Origin of the sequence: Caballeronia sp. S22, assembly GCF_964261745.1 — a bacterium.
Taxonomy (GTDB): Bacteria; Pseudomonadota; Gammaproteobacteria; order Burkholderiales; family Burkholderiaceae; genus Caballeronia; species Caballeronia jiangsuensis.
Window position 1 is genome coordinate 83,341 of the sequence record NZ_OZ180036.1, and the last position, 17,753, is coordinate 101,093.

Annotated in this window: 18 protein-coding genes; 1 reads left to right on the plus strand and 17 read right to left on the minus strand. The window is 57.1% G+C overall.

Going from position 1 to position 17,753, the window contains the following annotated elements; genetic code table 11:
* Nucleotides 1-27 precede the first annotated feature (27 nt).
* From ACEN42_RS15455 to ACEN42_RS15495, 9 genes are all read right to left on the minus strand, one after another.
* The gene (locus ACEN42_RS15455; RefSeq protein ID WP_371881727.1) at nt 28-1,251 is read right to left on the minus strand and encodes an FAD binding domain-containing protein; all 1,224 of its coding nucleotides are present in this window, start codon (nt 1,249-1,251) and stop codon (nt 28-30) included.
* Complete coding sequence (locus ACEN42_RS15460; RefSeq protein ID WP_371881728.1) at nt 1,251-1,739, minus strand: VOC family protein; 489 nt, start codon at nt 1,737-1,739, stop codon at nt 1,251-1,253. The genes ACEN42_RS15455 and ACEN42_RS15460 overlap by 1 nt, the downstream gene beginning before the upstream one ends.
* Nucleotides 1,740-1,999: 260 nt before the next feature.
* Entirely contained in the window at nt 2,000-3,193 is a 1,194-nt protein-coding gene (locus ACEN42_RS15465; RefSeq protein WP_371881729.1) for an FAD binding domain-containing protein, read from the minus strand.
* 325 nt (nt 3,194-3,518) lie between these two features.
* Nucleotides 3,519-4,424 carry a LysR substrate-binding domain-containing protein gene (locus tag ACEN42_RS15470; RefSeq protein WP_371881730.1) on the minus strand — a complete coding sequence of 302 codons (906 nt, stop codon included), beginning with the start codon at nt 4,422-4,424 and terminating at the stop codon, nt 3,519-3,521.
* 101 nt (nt 4,425-4,525) lie between these two features.
* Nucleotides 4,526-5,248 (minus strand): TetR/AcrR family transcriptional regulator, encoded by a 723-nt coding sequence (locus tag ACEN42_RS15475; protein ID WP_371881731.1) that lies wholly within the window; start codon nt 5,246-5,248, stop codon nt 4,526-4,528.
* 88 nt (nt 5,249-5,336) lie between these two features.
* Nucleotides 5,337-6,554: an MFS transporter gene (locus tag ACEN42_RS15480; RefSeq protein WP_371881732.1), complete on the minus strand. Its 1,218-nt coding sequence runs from the start codon at nt 6,552-6,554 to the stop codon at nt 5,337-5,339.
* Nucleotides 6,555-6,738: 184 nt separating this feature from the next.
* A complete protein-coding gene (locus ACEN42_RS15485) occupies nt 6,739-7,881 on the minus strand; it encodes an FAD binding domain-containing protein (protein ID WP_371881733.1) in 1,143 nt (380 codons plus the stop codon).
* 68 nt (nt 7,882-7,949) lie between these two features.
* Complete coding sequence (locus ACEN42_RS15490; RefSeq protein WP_371881734.1) at nt 7,950-9,062, minus strand: alkene reductase; 1,113 nt, start codon at nt 9,060-9,062, stop codon at nt 7,950-7,952.
* Nucleotides 9,063-10,306: 1,244 nt separating this feature from the next.
* Nucleotides 10,307-10,792 (minus strand): hypothetical protein, encoded by a 486-nt coding sequence (locus ACEN42_RS15495; protein ID WP_371881735.1) that lies wholly within the window; start codon nt 10,790-10,792, stop codon nt 10,307-10,309.
* 423 nt (nt 10,793-11,215) lie between these two features.
* Here ACEN42_RS15495 and ACEN42_RS15500 point away from each other — a divergent pair, with 423 nt between their 5' ends.
* A complete protein-coding gene (locus tag ACEN42_RS15500) occupies nt 11,216-11,692 on the plus strand; it encodes a hypothetical protein (protein ID WP_371881736.1) in 477 nt (158 codons plus the stop codon).
* Between the two features lie 163 nt (nt 11,693-11,855).
* Here ACEN42_RS15500 and ACEN42_RS15505 read toward each other — a convergent pair whose 3' ends face one another.
* The 8 genes from ACEN42_RS15505 to ACEN42_RS15540 form a co-directional block, all read right to left on the minus strand.
* Complete coding sequence (locus ACEN42_RS15505; protein ID WP_371881737.1) at nt 11,856-12,440, minus strand: hypothetical protein; 585 nt, start codon at nt 12,438-12,440, stop codon at nt 11,856-11,858.
* Between the two features lie 403 nt (nt 12,441-12,843).
* Nucleotides 12,844-13,488 (minus strand): HEPN/Toprim-associated domain-containing protein, encoded by a 645-nt coding sequence (locus ACEN42_RS15510; protein WP_371881738.1) that lies wholly within the window; start codon nt 13,486-13,488, stop codon nt 12,844-12,846.
* Nucleotides 13,489-13,625: 137 nt separating this feature from the next.
* Nucleotides 13,626-14,333: a HEPN/Toprim-associated domain-containing protein gene (locus ACEN42_RS15515; protein ID WP_371881739.1), complete on the minus strand. Its 708-nt coding sequence runs from the start codon at nt 14,331-14,333 to the stop codon at nt 13,626-13,628.
* A 638-nt stretch (nt 14,334-14,971) separates the two neighbouring features.
* Nucleotides 14,972-15,346, minus strand: coding sequence for a hypothetical protein (locus ACEN42_RS15520; RefSeq protein ID WP_371881740.1), 375 nt, complete (start codon nt 15,344-15,346; stop codon nt 14,972-14,974).
* A gap of 41 nt (nt 15,347-15,387) precedes the next feature.
* Nucleotides 15,388-16,212: an NAD-dependent deacetylase gene (locus ACEN42_RS15525; RefSeq protein ID WP_371881741.1), complete on the minus strand. Its 825-nt coding sequence runs from the start codon at nt 16,210-16,212 to the stop codon at nt 15,388-15,390.
* A 32-nt stretch (nt 16,213-16,244) separates the two neighbouring features.
* Nucleotides 16,245-16,670: a putative phosphothreonine lyase domain-containg protein gene (locus ACEN42_RS15530; RefSeq protein ID WP_371881742.1), complete on the minus strand. Its 426-nt coding sequence runs from the start codon at nt 16,668-16,670 to the stop codon at nt 16,245-16,247.
* Between the two features lie 52 nt (nt 16,671-16,722).
* Nucleotides 16,723-17,346, minus strand: coding sequence for an RNA 2'-phosphotransferase (locus ACEN42_RS15535; protein ID WP_371881743.1), 624 nt, complete (start codon nt 17,344-17,346; stop codon nt 16,723-16,725).
* Nucleotides 17,347-17,369: 23 nt separating this feature from the next.
* Nucleotides 17,370-17,753: a hypothetical protein gene (locus ACEN42_RS15540; protein WP_371881744.1), complete on the minus strand. Its 384-nt coding sequence runs from the start codon at nt 17,751-17,753 to the stop codon at nt 17,370-17,372.

The following is a 17,753-nucleotide window of genomic DNA, read 5'->3' on the forward strand; positions in this document are numbered from 1 at the left end:
CGCCTTGGCCGGCACGCCTCGAATTCTTTAGAACTGAGGGGAGACGGCTGTCTCCCGCATCACTGCCTCAGGCGTCCTGTAACGTTCTGCCATTGCGCGATCCGTTTCGGTCTTCAACTGAGCCTGCATATAGGCGCCGAGATGGCGTGCGTGTTCAACGATCGCGTTTCCGAACTGGGTCCGCACGTCGCTGTACGCGAGCAGAGCCTCTGGAATGGACGCGCTCGCGTTCAGCGAAGCTACAAGCGCCATCGCGTCGCCTGCCGCCTTGGTGACGCCCATGCCACAGTGCGGGCGCGCCACGAACGCAGCATCGCCGAGCAACGCGATCCGTCCGAATGCCATTTGCGGTACTTCGACATCAAAGATGGGCTGGAAGAGGGGCTGAGTGGCTTTCGTGACTACTTCGGCGAACTGCGGGGCGAGGAGAGCGTGCGCGGCCTCTTCCATTTGAGCGAGAACGTCGGGGCGAATGAGAGTTGGAGGGATGCCGCCGACCCATCGCTTGCCTGTTGCATCCGTCAGCAAGTTAGGCAGGTCAACGTCTTCACTGGTTGCCCTGTACCAGACAAAGTTGTAGCGACGCTGGCCAGCTTTTGTACTATTGCCGGCACCAGCTACGGGGTATCCGATGATCTGCTCATGCGGCGGGAGGCAGAAGGCGAACTTCTCGAAAAGAGCCTCATGTGTTTCGCGCGAAAGCGCGGCCTCGTCCACCAGACCTCGCCATGCGACGTATCCGGCGTATTGCAATTCCACATCGGGAAGGAACTGGTCGCGTAGCCCAGACTTGAAGCCGTCGGCAGCGATGACAAAGTCGGCACGATGCACGGTACCGTCGTCGAGAGTAACGGATGCATGGTCGGACTCGTTCTGTACCGAGACGACGGTGCCGCCGGAATGATAGTTGGCGTCGGGAAATGCAGAGCGCAACACATGGTACATCTTGCCCCACGCGGTCAAGGTTTGCGGCAGGTCACGCTCCGAGAGGACACTTCCATCTCGCGCGAAGGTCACGCGTGATTGGACCTGAACACCGATTGAATCATCGAGGTCGACGCCCGCGGCGACCAGCGCCTCGAACAACTCGGGATGTGTGACGATACCAGCACCGCGGCCTGCCAGCTCTTCGGGCACGCGCTCAAATACATCGACCTGCCAGCCATTACGGCTGAGCAGATTGGCGGCAAACAGGCCTCCCAGGGACCCCCCCACCACGATGGCTTTGGGGCGAGTTGAAAGCGTATTCATCAGTAATCTCCAACGTTGTTTGCTGCGCCCGCTGTCGCTGCATGCGGAACTTTCAGGTGCGCTACTTCCGAGGCGGGGTAGTTCAGTTCGATCGTGACGCCCGAGGGATCCTCAATGAATACTTGGTGTAGCCCGAGACTCGGAACGGTTCGGTCCCGCCATTCGATCCCTTCGGACTCAAGCGTTTTCCACATCTCCTCAACGCCCGTTGCCAGGAACGCGATATGGTCGACAGTTCCCGTGCCGGAGGGCGGAAGGTCCTTATCGCCCAGGTAGGCAAGCAGACCTTCAGGGTTGTTCGGATCGATGCCGATGATGTGGACAGTGCCGAGGTCGTTCTCGTCGCCGCCCTTGTAGAGCCAGGCGCCGGGAAAATCGAACGGCGGACGGAAACCCTGTTTGAATCCGAGTACCCTTTCGTAGAACTTGCACGACTTCTGGAGATCGGTCGTGCGGATTGAGTAATGCGCGAGCTTCGAGATAGGCATGCCTGCCTCCTTTAATTTATCGGTCGATCATTGATCGTTCGATAAATTATACGTTGAGCTCAACTGCAGAGCCAAGTTGGATTGAATGAGGATTTACCCTGACTTTTTGATTTTGTCCGCCGGGAAACGGGCTCGAGGCCGCGCCTGGTCGTAAGAAGAGAGAGCCATCCTGCTCATTTGCTTCCCGCCGGCGACAAGTTGTGAATGAGATGGCTGGAGACGCCGTCCCGCGTTGGGAAAACCGCGAGCGAACACGTCAGTTAGCCAACGGGTTTAGCCGAAGTCGAACCGAACAGCAGATGATCGCCTACTTGACGGCCCCGTTCGTGAAGGTACCTTCCGAGGGCTGCCTGTTCTGGTTCCCAGCTGGCAAGTGCTCTATCGACGTCGTCAGGAAGACGCAGCAGAGCCGTCTGGAGTGCGAGCGCATTAGTGGCTGCCTTGGACGTGCTTGCGGCGGTATGCGGGCGCGGGATGGACGCTGCGTCCCCAATCAGCACCACCCGACCCTTGACCATCCGGTCAACTGACAGGTCGCGGATAGTTTGGGCAAAGGGCTGCGCGGTCGCTTTGACAATCGCTCGGAAGCCTGGCGGCAGTAACGCGTCGGCGTCGCGCAGGATGCGCTCACGCCACGCCGGCGCCAGCTTTCCTTCCGGAACCGAGTATCCGCGGTACCTCCCGTCCACATCGGTCATGACGCCTCGCAGTTCGACATCATCGACTGTGCGATACCAAACCCAGTTGTAAAAGCGGTGTCCTGGGCGTGTATCGTTGCGTTCCCCTGGTACGAGATAGCCGAGGATGTGCGACTCGCGGTTGTTTGCAAATGCAAAGTCGCCATGCAGCGTCTCGAGAGTTACTTCGGGCATGTCATCTTCGGACACAAGTCCACGCCACGCCAGATAACCCGCATATTGCGGTTCGCTGTTTGACCAAAGCAGTTGCCGGACCGTAGAGTTGCCGCCGTCGGCGCCGACGAGCAGGTCGCCGCTCTCTTCACTGCCGTCGTCGAAAATGGCGGTCACGCACCCGTTTGGCTGGGGGCGGATGCCGGTCAACCGACGTCCCTGATGATAGTTCCGGTTACCAAATGCGCGGCGCATCGTGGAATAAATCAGGGACCATGAGGTCTGCGTTTGTGGCGCGAGCCGGCGACTCAGGACTGAACCGTCCGGCTGGAACACGACGCGATCTTGTGAGGTGACGCCGAGGGTAAGTGTGCTGAGGTCTACGCGGGCGCGGCGAAACACCTCGACTACTTCAGGCTGTAGTACGATGCCGCCGCCCCTGCTGTCGAGATCGTCCGGTGAGCGTTCGAAGACATCGACGTCCCATCCCGCTCGAAGTAGCAGGGTGCCGGTAAAAAGTCCAGCGAGCGATCCACCGATGATAAGGGCGCGCTTTGGAGATGTGGCGCGCGTGATCGAGGACGTAGCTACGTTATCCGACATGATGGGCTCCTTGCGTATGAAGCACTGTAGTCCTCGTCGGAAGCCACGATAATGGGATACAACTCGCTAATAGCTTTGCACAAAGCGCAAAAGTCGCTGGGGTGTTCCGCTGCAATTGAGCGAGGCAGCCAGGGAAGAACTATATGGAAAGCACACTGCCCGCCGTCTACGGTACGAGTCTCGCTCGACGAACATAACGGGGCAACCGCGCAAGTGCCGAGAGGCTCTCCTGCAGCATTAGCCGAATCAGATTCCGCAGCGGGCAGCGCGAGCCGTCAAACGGAGCATTCGCGCCAATTTGCATTCGCTGTAAAGGCCAATACTGCTATTCACAGGACTCGATTATTGATGAAACGAATCCGATAAAAGCCCCGACGCGACGTGAACCACGTTGGTTCGGAAGATACAACGCGTTGACGACCGCATGTGCATTATTCGGCCGACAATCGAAGTCGACGAATAGCTCGGTCATTTTTCCAGCCCTGATGTCGTCACGAACAAGCCAATCCGGCAAGAGCGCGATGCCGGCGCCGCCCAAGACTGCCTCACGAAGTAGTTCCGACGTGTTCGCTTTCAGCCGTCCCCGAACGGATACGCGTGTTGATGTCTCATCACGCGAGAAACTCCAGACCTGTAGGTCCGAACCATAAGTAAATCGCAGGCATTCATGCTTTGCCAGGTCATCTGGCGTCGCAGGTTGGCCATGTTCGAGGATATAGTCTGGACTTGCTACAACGCAGCGCTTGAATTCGGTTATACGCTTGCTCACGACATCAGCCGTCGAAGCTGCTTCGCCGAGACGGATCGCTACATCAATACGCTCCGCGACGAGATCGACGATTGAATCGCTAAGTCGCACATCCAGCTCAATCTTCGGATACTGCGAAAGAAACGAGGCAATATGTGGCGCGATAATTCGTGAGCCGAACGCGACCGGAATAGAGACGCGCAACGGTCCAGACGGCTCACCTCCGCGGTCTGAAACGGACGCGTCTGCTTCGGCCATGTCTTCAAGGAGCTTCTTCGCGCGTGCATAGTAGGTGGTGCCCGCGTCGGAGAGGGTGACTTGGCGCGTTGTGCGGTTGAACAGCACCGTTCCGAGTGATTCCTCGAGTGCATCCACCGACCGCACGACGGAGGAAGCGGCAAGATCGAGGCGTCGCGACGCGCTGGAAAAGCCGCCGCTTTCCGCGACTTCTACGAATGCGCGAAGCGCGGCTAGCTTGTCCATGCTTTCATTCCGTTCAGAGTTTGATGAACCGGCCCGGTGGACAAGCCGGAATGTCAGCAGCCGCCGTCTGTGAATGCATCACAGGAGAGTGCGATGGCTAGTCAGGCAGTCTTGCGGCGACTTGGTCGCGGGATGCCCGCGTTCATTTTCTTCAAGGTCGCCGGTGTTCCGTTCAGGAAGACGTCGAGCTGAAAGTCGATAACCTCGTCCAGGTCCTCTGGCACGGACAGACCATAGACCCATTTGCGGACGCCGAGATAGAAAATGCTCGCATGAAGACTCCAGACCAGCTCGATTTCGGCATCGAGTTGTGCGCCGGGCGAAGGCGGCGGGATGTCATACGTTGCGTGCAACTCGCGCAACACCGGGATGAACACGCGGTCCCGGAGCTTGGTCAGATATTTTGTGTTGAGACCGTCACGACTCAGTCCGGCGAAGATGAACGTCCGGATCCACTCGCGCCGGAGGATTGTTCGCGCATAGGCCTTATAGAAAGTCGACAGGCGTTCTTGCAGAGGAATCGAGCGATCCGCGATGAGCTTTTCCCATGAGCTATCCCAGCTATAGACTTCTTGATAGACGCGCTCAATGAGGGCTTCCTTGCTAGGGAAGTACCTGTATAGGAGCGGCTGGGTCACTCCGAGCTGTCGCGCCAGTTCGCGCGTGCTGCCTGAAAAGCCATGTGTTGCGAAGTGTCCGATGGCCTTCGCAACGATTTGCTGTTCGCGTGCTTCGGGCGACAACCTACGGCCAGCAGTGATATGCAACTGGTCAGCATCCGCCTTTCCGGACGGCGATAGTGCATCAGATTTTCGTCGTGGCATGGCCGGGCTCCTGTCCGAGCCCATATTCTTATCTATCGAACGACAATTAGCAAGCTGAACGGCAGGCGCGGCCACGCCCGGTACCGCGTTACGTCCCTTGGAGCGATTTTGTAGTCCGGTGAGCAATTGTCGCTAGCAGGAGTGCCAGCAGGGCGAGGGCAGCTGAGAGCCAAGCTATGGCTGCGAACACGCCGATCCACGCGGACATCAGGCCGAGAGCGACAATTGGCACAATACCGCCGACGTACGCAACGGAAAAGAATGAGGAAACGATACGGCCCCCATGTTCACCGGACCGGATGCTATTTACCATCGCGACCGCCGACATGAATGCGAGACCCTGACCGAAACCGCCCAGCAAATCGCTCGCGATGAACAAGATACCCGAATGCACAGAGAGCGAGAGAACCAGCAAACCGACGCTCGCTGCGATCAAGATTGCGCCAACTGTTAAACCACGAGTCGAGGACACCTTCCGGAGCGCGAGCTGCGCGAGCGCTGATCCCGCGAACAGCAATGCTACGCCGGCGCCAGTGACAGCAGGACCGCGCCACGGAAGGAGCTCAACCAGAAATGACGGGGCGAGTGACGCATAAAGACTGAGCAGCGTATAGCCGACGAAGGTTGTAAGAGCCGCTAGCGCGAACGGACGCATTGCGTGCATCGCGGGCAGATGGAACCTCAGTTTCGGACGGAACTGACGGATTGGCCCGATTGAACCATCGGCGGGCAGCGCGGTGAGTGCTACCCATGCCAGAACTGCGGCGACTGCAAACATCAGGTACGGCGTGATGAGCGGATGGGGAAGGAACTGAGCCGCCGCTCCGGCAGCAAACGGTCCGAGACCGAACCCCGCCACCGTCATCACCGATCCGACGAGCGGGGCTCGCCGCACTTGTCCATGCGGCTCCAATGCGGCAAGACCGGCCGTCGCGGCGCTTGATGCCATGCCGGCGGCCAGACCTATCGCGAACCGCCCGGCTGCCAGAACCGGCAGGGCGTGCGCATCCGAAGAGATAAGCAGGCCGACCAGGAGCAGCAGGATGGCAACCCTCAACGCGTGCACAAATCCGACGTGCTCGCTTAGATGAGCGAGTGAAAGTAATGCAAGGAGTGCACCAGCCATATAGGCCGAGTAGGCGATGGTGATGCCCGCCGACGTGATGCCCAGCGAGTGCTCGTAAAGCGGATACAGCGGACTTGCAAGTGTCGCGCTCGCCATGACGATGCCGAGGGTGACAGCGATTGCGATGAAGCGGTTCATTGCAGCTTTTACGGCTGACGGGGGTTCGGGGAGGGGTTTCATGACGTTGCTCGTATGTTTTGTCCAGCCCCTAGGTTAGGGCGCACGCGAGCAGAGCGGAATCATATCGCGACGCAAGGCACCTTTGCGTTCCGAGCTTTTCGGTGTGGGGGAGGATCCCAGCGAGAAAAGGGGCTACAGTGAGCCCCCATGACGTCGGCATGCGACAGGACATACTGCTGGCGGTCTAATGCTGGGCGATGTTCATGATCTGGTTGCCCATTCCGATGCCCCAGTCGGTCATGTGCATGCCTTCAGCCAGTTGCTGCTGTTCCCATTGGCGAAGGGCATGCTCAAGATCCGGAGTGCTCGCAATCGTCTGGGCCAGCGAAACCGCGTTGGCTGCCGCCTTCGCCGTGCTACCAGCAGTATGTGGCCGGGGGATGAAAGCAGCGTCTCCGAGCAATAGCACGCGGCCGAAGCGCATCTGCGGCACCTGAAAATCCATGATCGCCTGGACGAAGATGTCGTCAGTGCTGTCTACCAGCGCGCGGAACGCTGGATTGAGGCGTTCTTCGCTCATCTGGCGTATCCATGCCTCCTGTAACGGCGCGACTGCACCAGGCGGCACTGAATGACTGCGGCGGACGCCAAAGCGATCGGTTAAAACGGCGTCGAGTTCAGTCCCGAAGCTGGCCTTCAGATACCAAAGCCAGTTGAAACGACGATGTCCGGATTGGACGGAGCCATCGACCCCGGGCACCATGTACTCCAGCATCATCGATTCGAAATCATGCTGGAACACGAAATGTTCGTAAATCTGGTCGCGAGCGGCCTTTGGCAACTTCGATTCGTCGACAAGTCCGCGCCACACGACATACCCCGAATAAGACGGGCTGAGATCGGGCAGCAAGAGTCCGCGCACTGTTGAGCCGCCGCCATCAGCACCGATGAGGATATCCCCCTCGACGAGACGGCCGTCCTCGAATCTCGCGGTCACCCCATTGGCGTGTTCGTCGAAACCAATAAATTTCGCGCCACGATGATAGTGTTCTTCGGGAATCGCCTGCTTCAAGGTGTTATAGAGCGTGTTCCACGATGTCTGCGTCTGGGGCATGTATTGCCGGCTCAACTCATTGCCTTGCGGATCGAGAAAGAGCCGGTCCTTCGAGCGGACGCCGAGCGGGTGAGCGGCCACAATCTGGGCGAATCGCATTGCCCGCACCACATCTCCCTGAAGAACAATGCCTCCGCCACGGCTTTCGAGCGTCGCTGGGGAGCGCTCGAAGATTTCCACGTCCCAGCCGATGGCCTGTAGTGCAGAGCCCGCAAACAGGCCGCCCAGCGAGCCGCCGATGATCAGGGCGCAGCCGCGTTTCCCGGCATCCATTTCTCTTCTCCCATTGTTATCGGACGACGCGGTTGCGTCCGTCGCGGCGCGTGGGGATACGCAAGGGGTTACGCAACCGCCGGATAGTCCGTGTAGCCCGCCTCACCGCCGCCGAAGAACGAACTGCTGTCGGGTACGTTGAGCGGCAGATCCTGGCGCAGACGTGAGGGCAGGTCGGGGTTCGCGATAAACGGCCGGCCGAAGGCGATGATGTCTGCGCGTCCGCTTGCGAGGGCAGCCTCCGCGGTCACGCCGTTGTAACCGCCCGCCAGCATAAGCACGCCGTGGTATTCGCCGCGCAGCTGTTCGACGATCGCATCCCAGCGCGGATCGAAGTTTTCGTCCTTGACGGTACCTACCATCGCTGGTTCTACCAGGTGCAGATACGCGAGGTTCTTCTTGTCGAGGCTGCGAACGATGTAGCCGAAAGTAGCCTCCGGCGTGTCGTCACCCATTCCCATGAACCGGCCCATCGGTGTGAGGCGCACGGACACATTCTGCCCGCCGACTTCGTCACACACCGCATCAACGACTTCGAGCAGAAGACGCGCACGGCTTTCAATGCTGCCGCCGTACGCGTCTTCGCGATGATTGCTTGCACTGTTGATGAACTGGTCAAGCAGGTAGCCATTGCCTGCATGGATCTCGACACCGTCCATACCAGCCAACATCGCGTTGCGGGCGGCGCGACGATAGTCTTCGACGATTTCGCGGATTCCATCCAGGGTCAGCGCTCGCGACACCGGAATATCACCCCAGACGCCATTACCCTGGTCGTCAAGAATGAACGTCTTGCCAGGAACAGGCAGCGCGCTCGGAGCAACGGGCAGTCCACCATTCGGTTGGAATACCGGATGGGACACGCGTCCGACGTGCCACAACTGCAGAAACATCTTGCCGCCCTCTGCATGCACGGCGTCGCTGACCGCGCGCCATGCTTCGATTTGCTCATCCGTGTAGATGCCAGGGGTCCAGGCGTAGCCTTGCCCTTGTTGCGAAATCTGCGTAGCTTCGCTGATGATCAAGGCGGCACTTGCGCGCTGCCGGTAATACTCGACGTTCATCGACGTCGGCACATTCCCCGGCTGCCCGGCGCGCGAGCGTGTAAGCGGCGCCATCGCGACACGGTGGTCAAGGGAAAGGCGGCCAAGCTTGATCGGGCTGAAGAGGTGAATAGTCATGGCGTTGCTCCATCAGGGGTGTTGGGTTGTCGATGGGCTCAACGATATGGTTTCTACCTTGCCGAGAGAATCCGTGTCCCGTGCTAGGCACCATTGCGTGGGGCGCAAAGAGGGGTGCCCGAGCGCGGACCAATGCCTCCCAGATCTGGGCCAGCCAATGTCCGAGCGCTTACGCGAGTTGCCCGGCCTCCGAAGAATTGCTCATTCGGACGCGGAGTATCGTGTCAGGCATGGAAGGAAATCGTAATAATGGCAGTGCGCTCGCGGAGACGCGACCCTGCCCAATACACCCATCCTTGGAGATGCTCGCCTTTCATGGCTTGCAAGCCGGCGCCCACCCAGCGTCAATTCGGTTCCCCTTGTTGCCCCTTTGTGGCCGGGCCAGCGGTCGGCGAATATTGATCCGCCCGTCCGGTTCCAAACGGTAGGGGTCCAGCCTTCGCTGGGTCGAAGTGGCCGCCCAGTTTGCGGTACCAACTTCTACGAGCGATAACCGGATGGCGATCGTCGGCTTTTTGTTGCATCAGCATGCTGATTTTAAAAAATGAGCTTAAACAAATGGCTGTTTTGGAGGGCATGTGTCGCTGAGCTTGAAAAGTATGAACATCACGTATTGATTGACCTCTCAGCACGCAGAAAATAATAATTATAAATTTTGGTCATAAAAAACGAGGTTGAATTGGCTGTTTATTTTGATTTTCGTGCCACCATTGCGGGGCCAAATTCTGGATCATTAAGCTGCTGGTCCACGCCCCGGCGGGCCCGCCGCCAGCGTTCGCTGGCCGCCCGCGGCGTAGGGAAACCCCATGACGCCGGCCCGGCGGAGTCGCGGGGAGTCAAAAAATATTTTCACGAAAAACTCTCAGTTATTGAGAGGTGATTTTTCGCTAACGCGAAAATCGACATGAAACTCCACTTGTTTGCCTCGAAATTGGGTGATATAAATTCGCTCAGCCGTCCCTCGGAACAGGTTTGGAAATGCCGTTAGGCACTAATTTCTTTTTCGGGGTTATCAGGCGTCGTTATGACGTGAAAAACCTATATTATTTTCGGGGGTATTTTGTGAGTGGTCCAGTTTATTTTGTTGCATGTCCCCCTGAACCTACCCAAACAGCGCAATGAACGGTACCAACATGCAAACCGCAAAACCGAAGCAGCAGGCCACCACAATCCCCGGTGAGGAAGTTGCCAATGCCGTAGTCAAATTCATGGTCGACTGCGGAATGAATGACGACCATGTCAACCTAGGCAACCTCTGTTTCGCGTTTGAGTACGTATATCAGCCGCTCCCACGATTCTGGCGAGACTTCGACCTTGCAGCCGTGCTCGACGCCGTAACGCGACAATGGCCCGATTGGCGTGCGGCCGCTGAGGCCCGCCAACAGTCTGTCAGTGACATGCTGCGTGAAGTCGAGGAGGTTATAGCCACTTACGCCTTCGATGAAACGAATGCGGAAATGTTGATGGCTCTGCCGTTGGCGGCGCGTCCGAGAGATGGGGCGGCAGCATCTGAATGGATTTTTGTTGAGCTTCGCAATAGGAGGCTCGAGAAGGAACTTCGATTTGCGAATCGCGATGGAAGTCGATGTGGTGAGAGTGCGCTTGAGGTTTTGAACTGCGTCGAGCATGCCACGCGTGGAATCGAGTGCCTTAGACTCGGAACGCAGGTCGCTCGTCTCATTCGATGCCGTCACCTTGTTGTTCAGTAACGCGCATTTACGCTCGGACACTCCATGACTCCGCTGCGACCTACCAAACGAACTGCGGCTCATAGTCGGAAGCTTCGCCCTTCGCTGACTGTTGAGTAGGACATAGCCAAGTTCAAGCTCCATAGCAATGGGATGGGCGTACAAGCGCTGTCGTAGCCGTCTCAATTCAGGCGGCTTTCGCGGCTGGGAGCCACGCGTCGTCTCGTAACAAAAAAGTGCTTCCTCACGCAGCAGCGGGTTTTTTCGTAAGAAGGCGAATTACATGTCGCTTTGTGCGCGCCTCCTCCCGATTATGCTCCACTGATCTTCTTATACTGATTTGCAGGACATCAGTCGCGTTGGAGATGACACGAAACATCGGAAGTCTGTCGTTCTACGCGAATCGTGAGATACGCGGCGCAACTTAGCGTTCGTTCGCCAACAATACAATGAATACGGAAAACTATGCCACATAGCATTTTGGCCTATAAGGGCTTGAGGAAAATCCTGAGCTTTGATGACGAAGTCGACGCTATTGAGAACGGAAACGAATTCGTTACCGTATATGGCCATCCTTGGAGCCCATTTTTCACTGAAGGACTCGATGTCGATGCACGCTACGTATGCGCAGAAAAACGGAGGTTTTTTATATTCGACGACCATTCCGAGTTTGTCGATTGGATTGTGGACCTGTCGTATCTCTTAGGGTGCGATGGAAAAATTCCCGAAGCCGACAGTAGGGTCGCTTTTCGTGACATCTTCCGCGGCGGGAATGGTGGAATGCTCGGACCAATTGCATCGGCAAAACTGGTGGCCGAATTCGATGAGTGGGATGACCGAGTACGATTAAACAGGAAAGGGAAGTTTTACAAGCACTATCTGTTGATGCGCGGTCTGTACGAATATGCATCAGCTGATGGCGCCGTGGATATATACGGCTAGAAGGCTTGCTCCTATGGATAACAAGGCTCGGGAACAGCGATATTGCCGGGTCGCGTGACGATGGGGGGCAGTTTGGGTTCGGCCCGATCTGCAGATTTGGGGTATTGCATCTCTGGCGAGCGCAGCATAGGTTGCGCTCGCTTTTTCATTTGTTGCTAGCGACTCAGTCCGCCGGTCTCATGGCATGTTTGCGATAGATACGGGCCATTGAATGGCTCGGAAGCGCGATGCAGGCTGCCGCTCTGAGCTGATTAAGGTGTTTGATAGCTGTGAGTTCCCACCCGCCGGAGCGGAAGCCATCTTGCAGCCTTTTGAAGAACTCTGGCTCCAGACCTTCTCCTTCGAGCGCAGCACAAACCCACTCGGCTGCGGATTCAGGTTTCTCTGGTCTCTCTGCGACAGGCAACTCCGCGATTATCTCTTCGGCGAACTCGTGAAATGCGTGCAGCTGGACCAACCAATGCGCTACCTCCCGAATGCTGTTGACTGTCTCATCCGAAGCTACAGGCGTCGAGAGATAGTGAGACTGGTACCGAGAGACGGCATTGACCACAATGTCGGCATTGAAGTCGCGCCAGAATCGAGGATGAGGCTGATATACATACGCGAGGGCCAGGCCGAGGTAATACTCCCACAGCATTGACTCATCGTATTTGCAATCGGCCATGTACTTGAAAATAGCATCGCCCGCCTTGGCGTAGATTTCGCTCGGGCTCTGCGCCATGATGTTCGTTTGGGTCATGTTCATATCGGTTTCGTGGTAAATCGCCCGCAGCAATTGGGGGACGTCGTAAGTATAGGAAGACGGAGTGGGCATGTAACGTGGAACTCACACAGTAAGTCTGATTTCGATTCTTCAATTCGCGTGAACCGGTATCGGGTGCCGCGATGCTGTCGAGACGAATGAAACGGCCGCGCTTGGTCTGTCTGACCGACTGGAAGTGTTCTTTGCCACTGATATGGTGGCAGAGCGCGAGTCGGCGCACCGGTACCACGCTCCTCTGGTATTCGCGCTGTGCTGCGAAGAGACGCCGGCAAGCCAATGGCGACTTTGCCGCTTCGACCATTGGACGTGAGGCTGGTTACCGAGACCGGCCGGTGTCAGGTGTCATGTAGAAAACGTGCGCGACCGTCGATCGCGCACGTTGAGATTAGTATTCGTCCCTTCTTCCGAGCATGTCATCGAAGGTGATGTCGCCTCGATGCAGCACAAACGACGTCACATCCAGTTCGCACGCCGCGTTTCCATCCGTAACCTCAAGCAACGCCACCGCCATGTTGTTGAAGGTACTGCACGGAAATCCCAGAAGACCATGTTCAGGTTCAAGGTCTTCGAAGGGCGGCTTGTCCGGACCGGTGATGATGTCCACATATGGGTCACCTGTTAACGCGAATCCTTCTGCAGCCCGTCGGGCAGGAGTTACACCAGTTTTCACGGCTCTTTCGAGGGCATAGAGCCACCCTTCGAGTGAACCGGACATCAGGAACGCTTCTCTGTATGCCTCAGCGGATTCGCCGGTGAAGTGCAGGTTGTCGCCTTCAGAGCACCTGGAAACCATTTCGTAATACTTCCAGAACTCCCTTTCCAACGTAGCACGGTTGTATCCCGCTCGGCCAAGTCGCCGACGAAGCGTGTCGGCCGTTATCGAGTACACAAACTCGAATTCGAGCGTCTCGGGCCCCTGTTCCCGGCAACGGATGAGCCGGTCTTCCGGCTTGAAGTACCACCGGTTGTATCGGTTGAGTGTACTCGCGATTGGATAGCCACCAATGGTGGTATGTACGACGCACTGCATATAGATTCCTTTGTTCTCGTGCTTGAGAGGCACATTCCAGGGAAGACACGATCTACTCGTTTAAGACTTCAGCAATGAGTAGCTGTGTTCGACGTTGCAATCCAACTCCCGTGTTGGTAACGATTCGCGGCGCGTCGCTAGATGTCGCCCTCGTCGTGAAATCCATTCTGAGCGGCCGGCTTCTGACGAAGCCTCATGTCATCGAATGTTGTATCGTCCAGATACTCGACGAACATGGACACGTCTTGCTCGCACAGTACGTCGCCGTCCACAATCTCCAGCAGTGCGACGGCCATGTTGTCGAGTGAACTGCACGGGAAGCCACGAATGCAGTGTTTCGGCATCAGGTTGTCGTCACGGGGTGAGTCTGAGCCGGTGATGATGTCGACAAGAACGTCCTCGGGATGAGCGACCTCACGTGCAATCCGTCGAGCCCGGGTGACGTTCGCCTTGACCACCTTCGCGAGCGCCTCCAGCCAGTCGTCCAGCGTGGCGGCCCGGAAGGCGTCGGCGCGAGCCTGTGCCTTTTCACCCTCGAGATAGGTACTGAAGAACAGCGTTCCTGATTGTCGGCAAACGGCCTCGTAGTACCGCTCGAACTCCTGTTCGAGCGTTGTTCGCGTAAAGCCCGCGCGCCCGAGACGCCTGCGAAGCACGTCCGCGGTTACCGAATATGCAAATTCGAGCATCAATCGCTGTTCACCATTGGACCGGTCCCAATCGAGCGAGCGCTTCCGCGAGCGAATGACCCGGTCCTTTTTCTCAAATCGCTCCCAGACGGTGTAGGAGCGTCTCCATACATCCAGTTCATAGCCGCCAATCGTAATTGCAGAGCTGCACGTCATAAATAGCCTCTTCGAATATGGAACTCGTCATTGTTCGGGAGGTGCCGGTCAGACCGACGTCCCGAGGTCTGCAACTGCAGACCTCTTCGTATAAGCGCGCGAAGAGGGCATGAAAGAGGCGAAACAGCGAAATGGCAAGTTGGACGTCCAACGAATTCGTGAAACTGGCTTGTGTGTCTGGAATTTTTCGGTCAAGAATATTTTCAAGAAACGTGCGTGTCGATCGCGATAGGGAAGGGGAGTGACATGATCGGGCCAGTTTCGTTAAAAACCGGTTTGCTAGGACGAGCGACCGTTCAATACATGTCGAGGACGGCGGTGCTCTCGCGTGACTGTCCGTTGGGTGATTGAAGGCATGCGCTCCGAGAGCCGTCAATCTGACACCGTGCACGTGCCGCAGCTCATGCGAAGCGGAGCATGGCTTCACTCGGAGGGTAGGCCAAGAAAAATCCGGTCAGAGATGTTAGCTCGCCCGTCGGTTGAAGCACTTGAGTCGCATGCCGCCAAAGCCCCACTAGGAAGCGCTGGCTGGGTCGCGGGAGCGGTGACGGCTGAGCCGCAATAGCGGTTTCGGCCGACCAAGGGTTTGATGAGTCAGGTCAAGCCTGGCGTTACGCACTAGCGACTACCTCACCCTTTCAATGCGTCGCTTTCTTCAGAGACGTATCGGCCACATCAAACAGCAATTGCCGCGTGCGCGTCATGACCCAAAGAACCTCACGTTGGGAGAAGTCCCATTCGCCAGTGTCGACCTTCAATCTCATGCCTTTCTCGGCCCGGGTCAACGCCACGCCTGGCGACAGACCCGCGCAGGCAATCTTTCGCGTTACGTACGCGGATAGCTGGCTAGCAAGGTCCTCACACGCGTCATAGCGCACCCACAGTTGCTCTTCAGTGAGACCACTTTGATAGCGACCGTCTACTTCGCGGACAAGAAGCTTCGGTTGAACCCCAGGTACAGCACCGGGGTCCAGCTCTCTCGGAAAATCATCGGGCACACGTCGGTCCGTCATTCCTTTCTCCATGCTTGTAGGAGGACACTTCTACCGCCCATTCACAATCTGGCGTCGAGTCGCTTAAGGGTCGAGGCCGCACCGTCACCAAATCCGACTCCATGCAATCGATTTGTGTTTGGCTCACGGGGATTTATTCGGATGAGTTGCTGACGCGCGTTCCGTTCGCTGAAGCGTCGCACCGTTGGGAGCGCCTTGCCTGCACCGAGTTCCACGACAACCAAGTTCGAGACCGCTGAAATCCATGCGTCCAGGCGCTCCCGTTGCTTTTCATAGGACACGTTAATCCACCCGTAGTCCCTGAACATCAAAATATTTGGCCGTGCAAGCGCACCGCACCGGGGACAGCGAGGCATCGGACTTTCCAGCGTCGCCGTTTCCTCGTTGACGACTGGATGAAATTCCGTGGCCGACCAAGTGTCTGTCGTACATACATCTAGGCATTGAAGTGTGTGAATCGACCCGTGACACTCGTGAACGCGTTGTTCCGGAAACCCGGCCTTTTGGAACTGCCCATCGACATTGCTCGTGAACACGAAAGCGCCATGGCGCATGCGGTCCGACCATCTGCGCAAAATCTCAAAGCCTTCGTGCGGAACTGTCGCTCGGTAAAGTTCGAGGCGGTGTCCATAGAAACCCCACGCAAGTTCTGGATGCTCTGCAAACCTTGTCGGGTTTGCCATGTCCTCGAACGAGAGACGTTGATGCCGAAGCGCGGGGTACGCCCGCCAGAATCCTTCCCGCCCACGGAAGTCAGGCAGGCCCGAGTCGACGCCCATTCCAGCACCCGCGGTGATAAGCAATCCGTCGGCATCTCGCAACCAGGCGACAGCTTTATCCAGTTTTTCGTCTTCCGAATCCGACACATTCCTTCTCCCGATTTTATTGCAGCGGCCGACTACGCACGCAGATACCACTCGGCAGGGCCGTAAATCCTGTTTTGTGTATCAACGTCACGCTTGTATCCGAGCTCCTCAACAAAGCCCAGTGAGCGCAATACTTCACGTACGCGCAAGAGGTCTTGCTTGTCCGTCCAATCTTGCGTGTAGACGCAGATGACATGACCATCACGACCAAGGCTGCGAAGAGCCGTCGACACCTTCGCAAATACGAGCTTGTCGCTCTCAACTGCGCCTTTAATTTTCTCCCATGCCTGGTCGACATCGGACGAAGCCGCGAAAATGCACCACTTGCCCGTTGTCGGTCCCGAGCGGATGGTGCCGCAGCTAGGGGATTTCCTCATCTGCCAGCTCCGGCTGAGGTCTTCGGAGGGACGCTCGGACCCACTCATTAGCAGCACTTCAAGTCGCGATTGCTCGTTCATTTCTAAGTCGGTTGTGAAGGATGTCTTGGGTCTCACTGAACACGCGCTGCCATCACTTCGGCCCGCGCTCATTGTGTTTCAATTGAGACAGATATTTAGGCGAAACCACCGCAGTAAGCCATACGCCGTTATCCGCGCGGGTGAAGGTGTACCCATCCGCGTACATCTGCGCGGTATCTACGACGAGAATTAATGGCGTACCGTGGCGAGCACCAACCCGCATTGCCGTGTCGATGTCCGTGCTCAGATGGACGGCGTGCCTAGTTCGAGGCGTCAACCCTTCAAAAACAATACTCGTCCAGTTGCTCCAGGTGGTGCCGTGATAGAGAACGGCAGGGGGCTCCATTGCGGAGTATCCTAAGTTCACCTTTATTGAGTGACCTTGCGCTGCGCGTATCCGCTTGCCGTCTGGCGAAAGCGAGAAGCGATTTTTATCGCTTGTCGCTACGACCGCCAGAATGATGTCTCTGTTCACGGCTGGCAGCGACCTCAACCGCTTTGACGCTCCCACAGCACGCACAGCGCGTTCGATAGCGCGCGTGAGTTCGCCAATAGATACCCATCCCTGACTGTCGAGCTGGATGCCAACCATCTCAGGCTCATGGCGCAAAATCTTCGAAAGAAGCCTGCTCACGGCGATGTGGTCGGCCGGGATGTGTGTATCGGAATTAGGCATCTTTACTATGAAAAGTATCCATCTCAGTGTCGCTTGCGTTGCTTCGCGTGACAAAGCTCTAGTTCTTTGTTGAGCGCATCTATCTGCGATTGCATGTCGGCTGCTCGCCGAAGGAGTTGCCCAACCTGACGCCAATACTCATGGCCAAGGTCTCCGTCCGCGAGAGCGAGTTCGTGGATTTTGCGCAGAGCAATCTCCAAGTCAAGTTCATTCTCAGTAGACATGTTGTCCTCTGCGGTGAGCGAAGGATGGTGCTCGCTCGATGAAGTAGTTGAGCGCCGGAAGATGTAGCCTTGGTTCACATAACGCTTCTGTATGCGTAACACCATCAAAGCGAGAACGACGCCGAGCGCTGGTACATATAGAATCGGCGGGTTTCGGAGAACGATTTCCAGAATCTGTTCCAT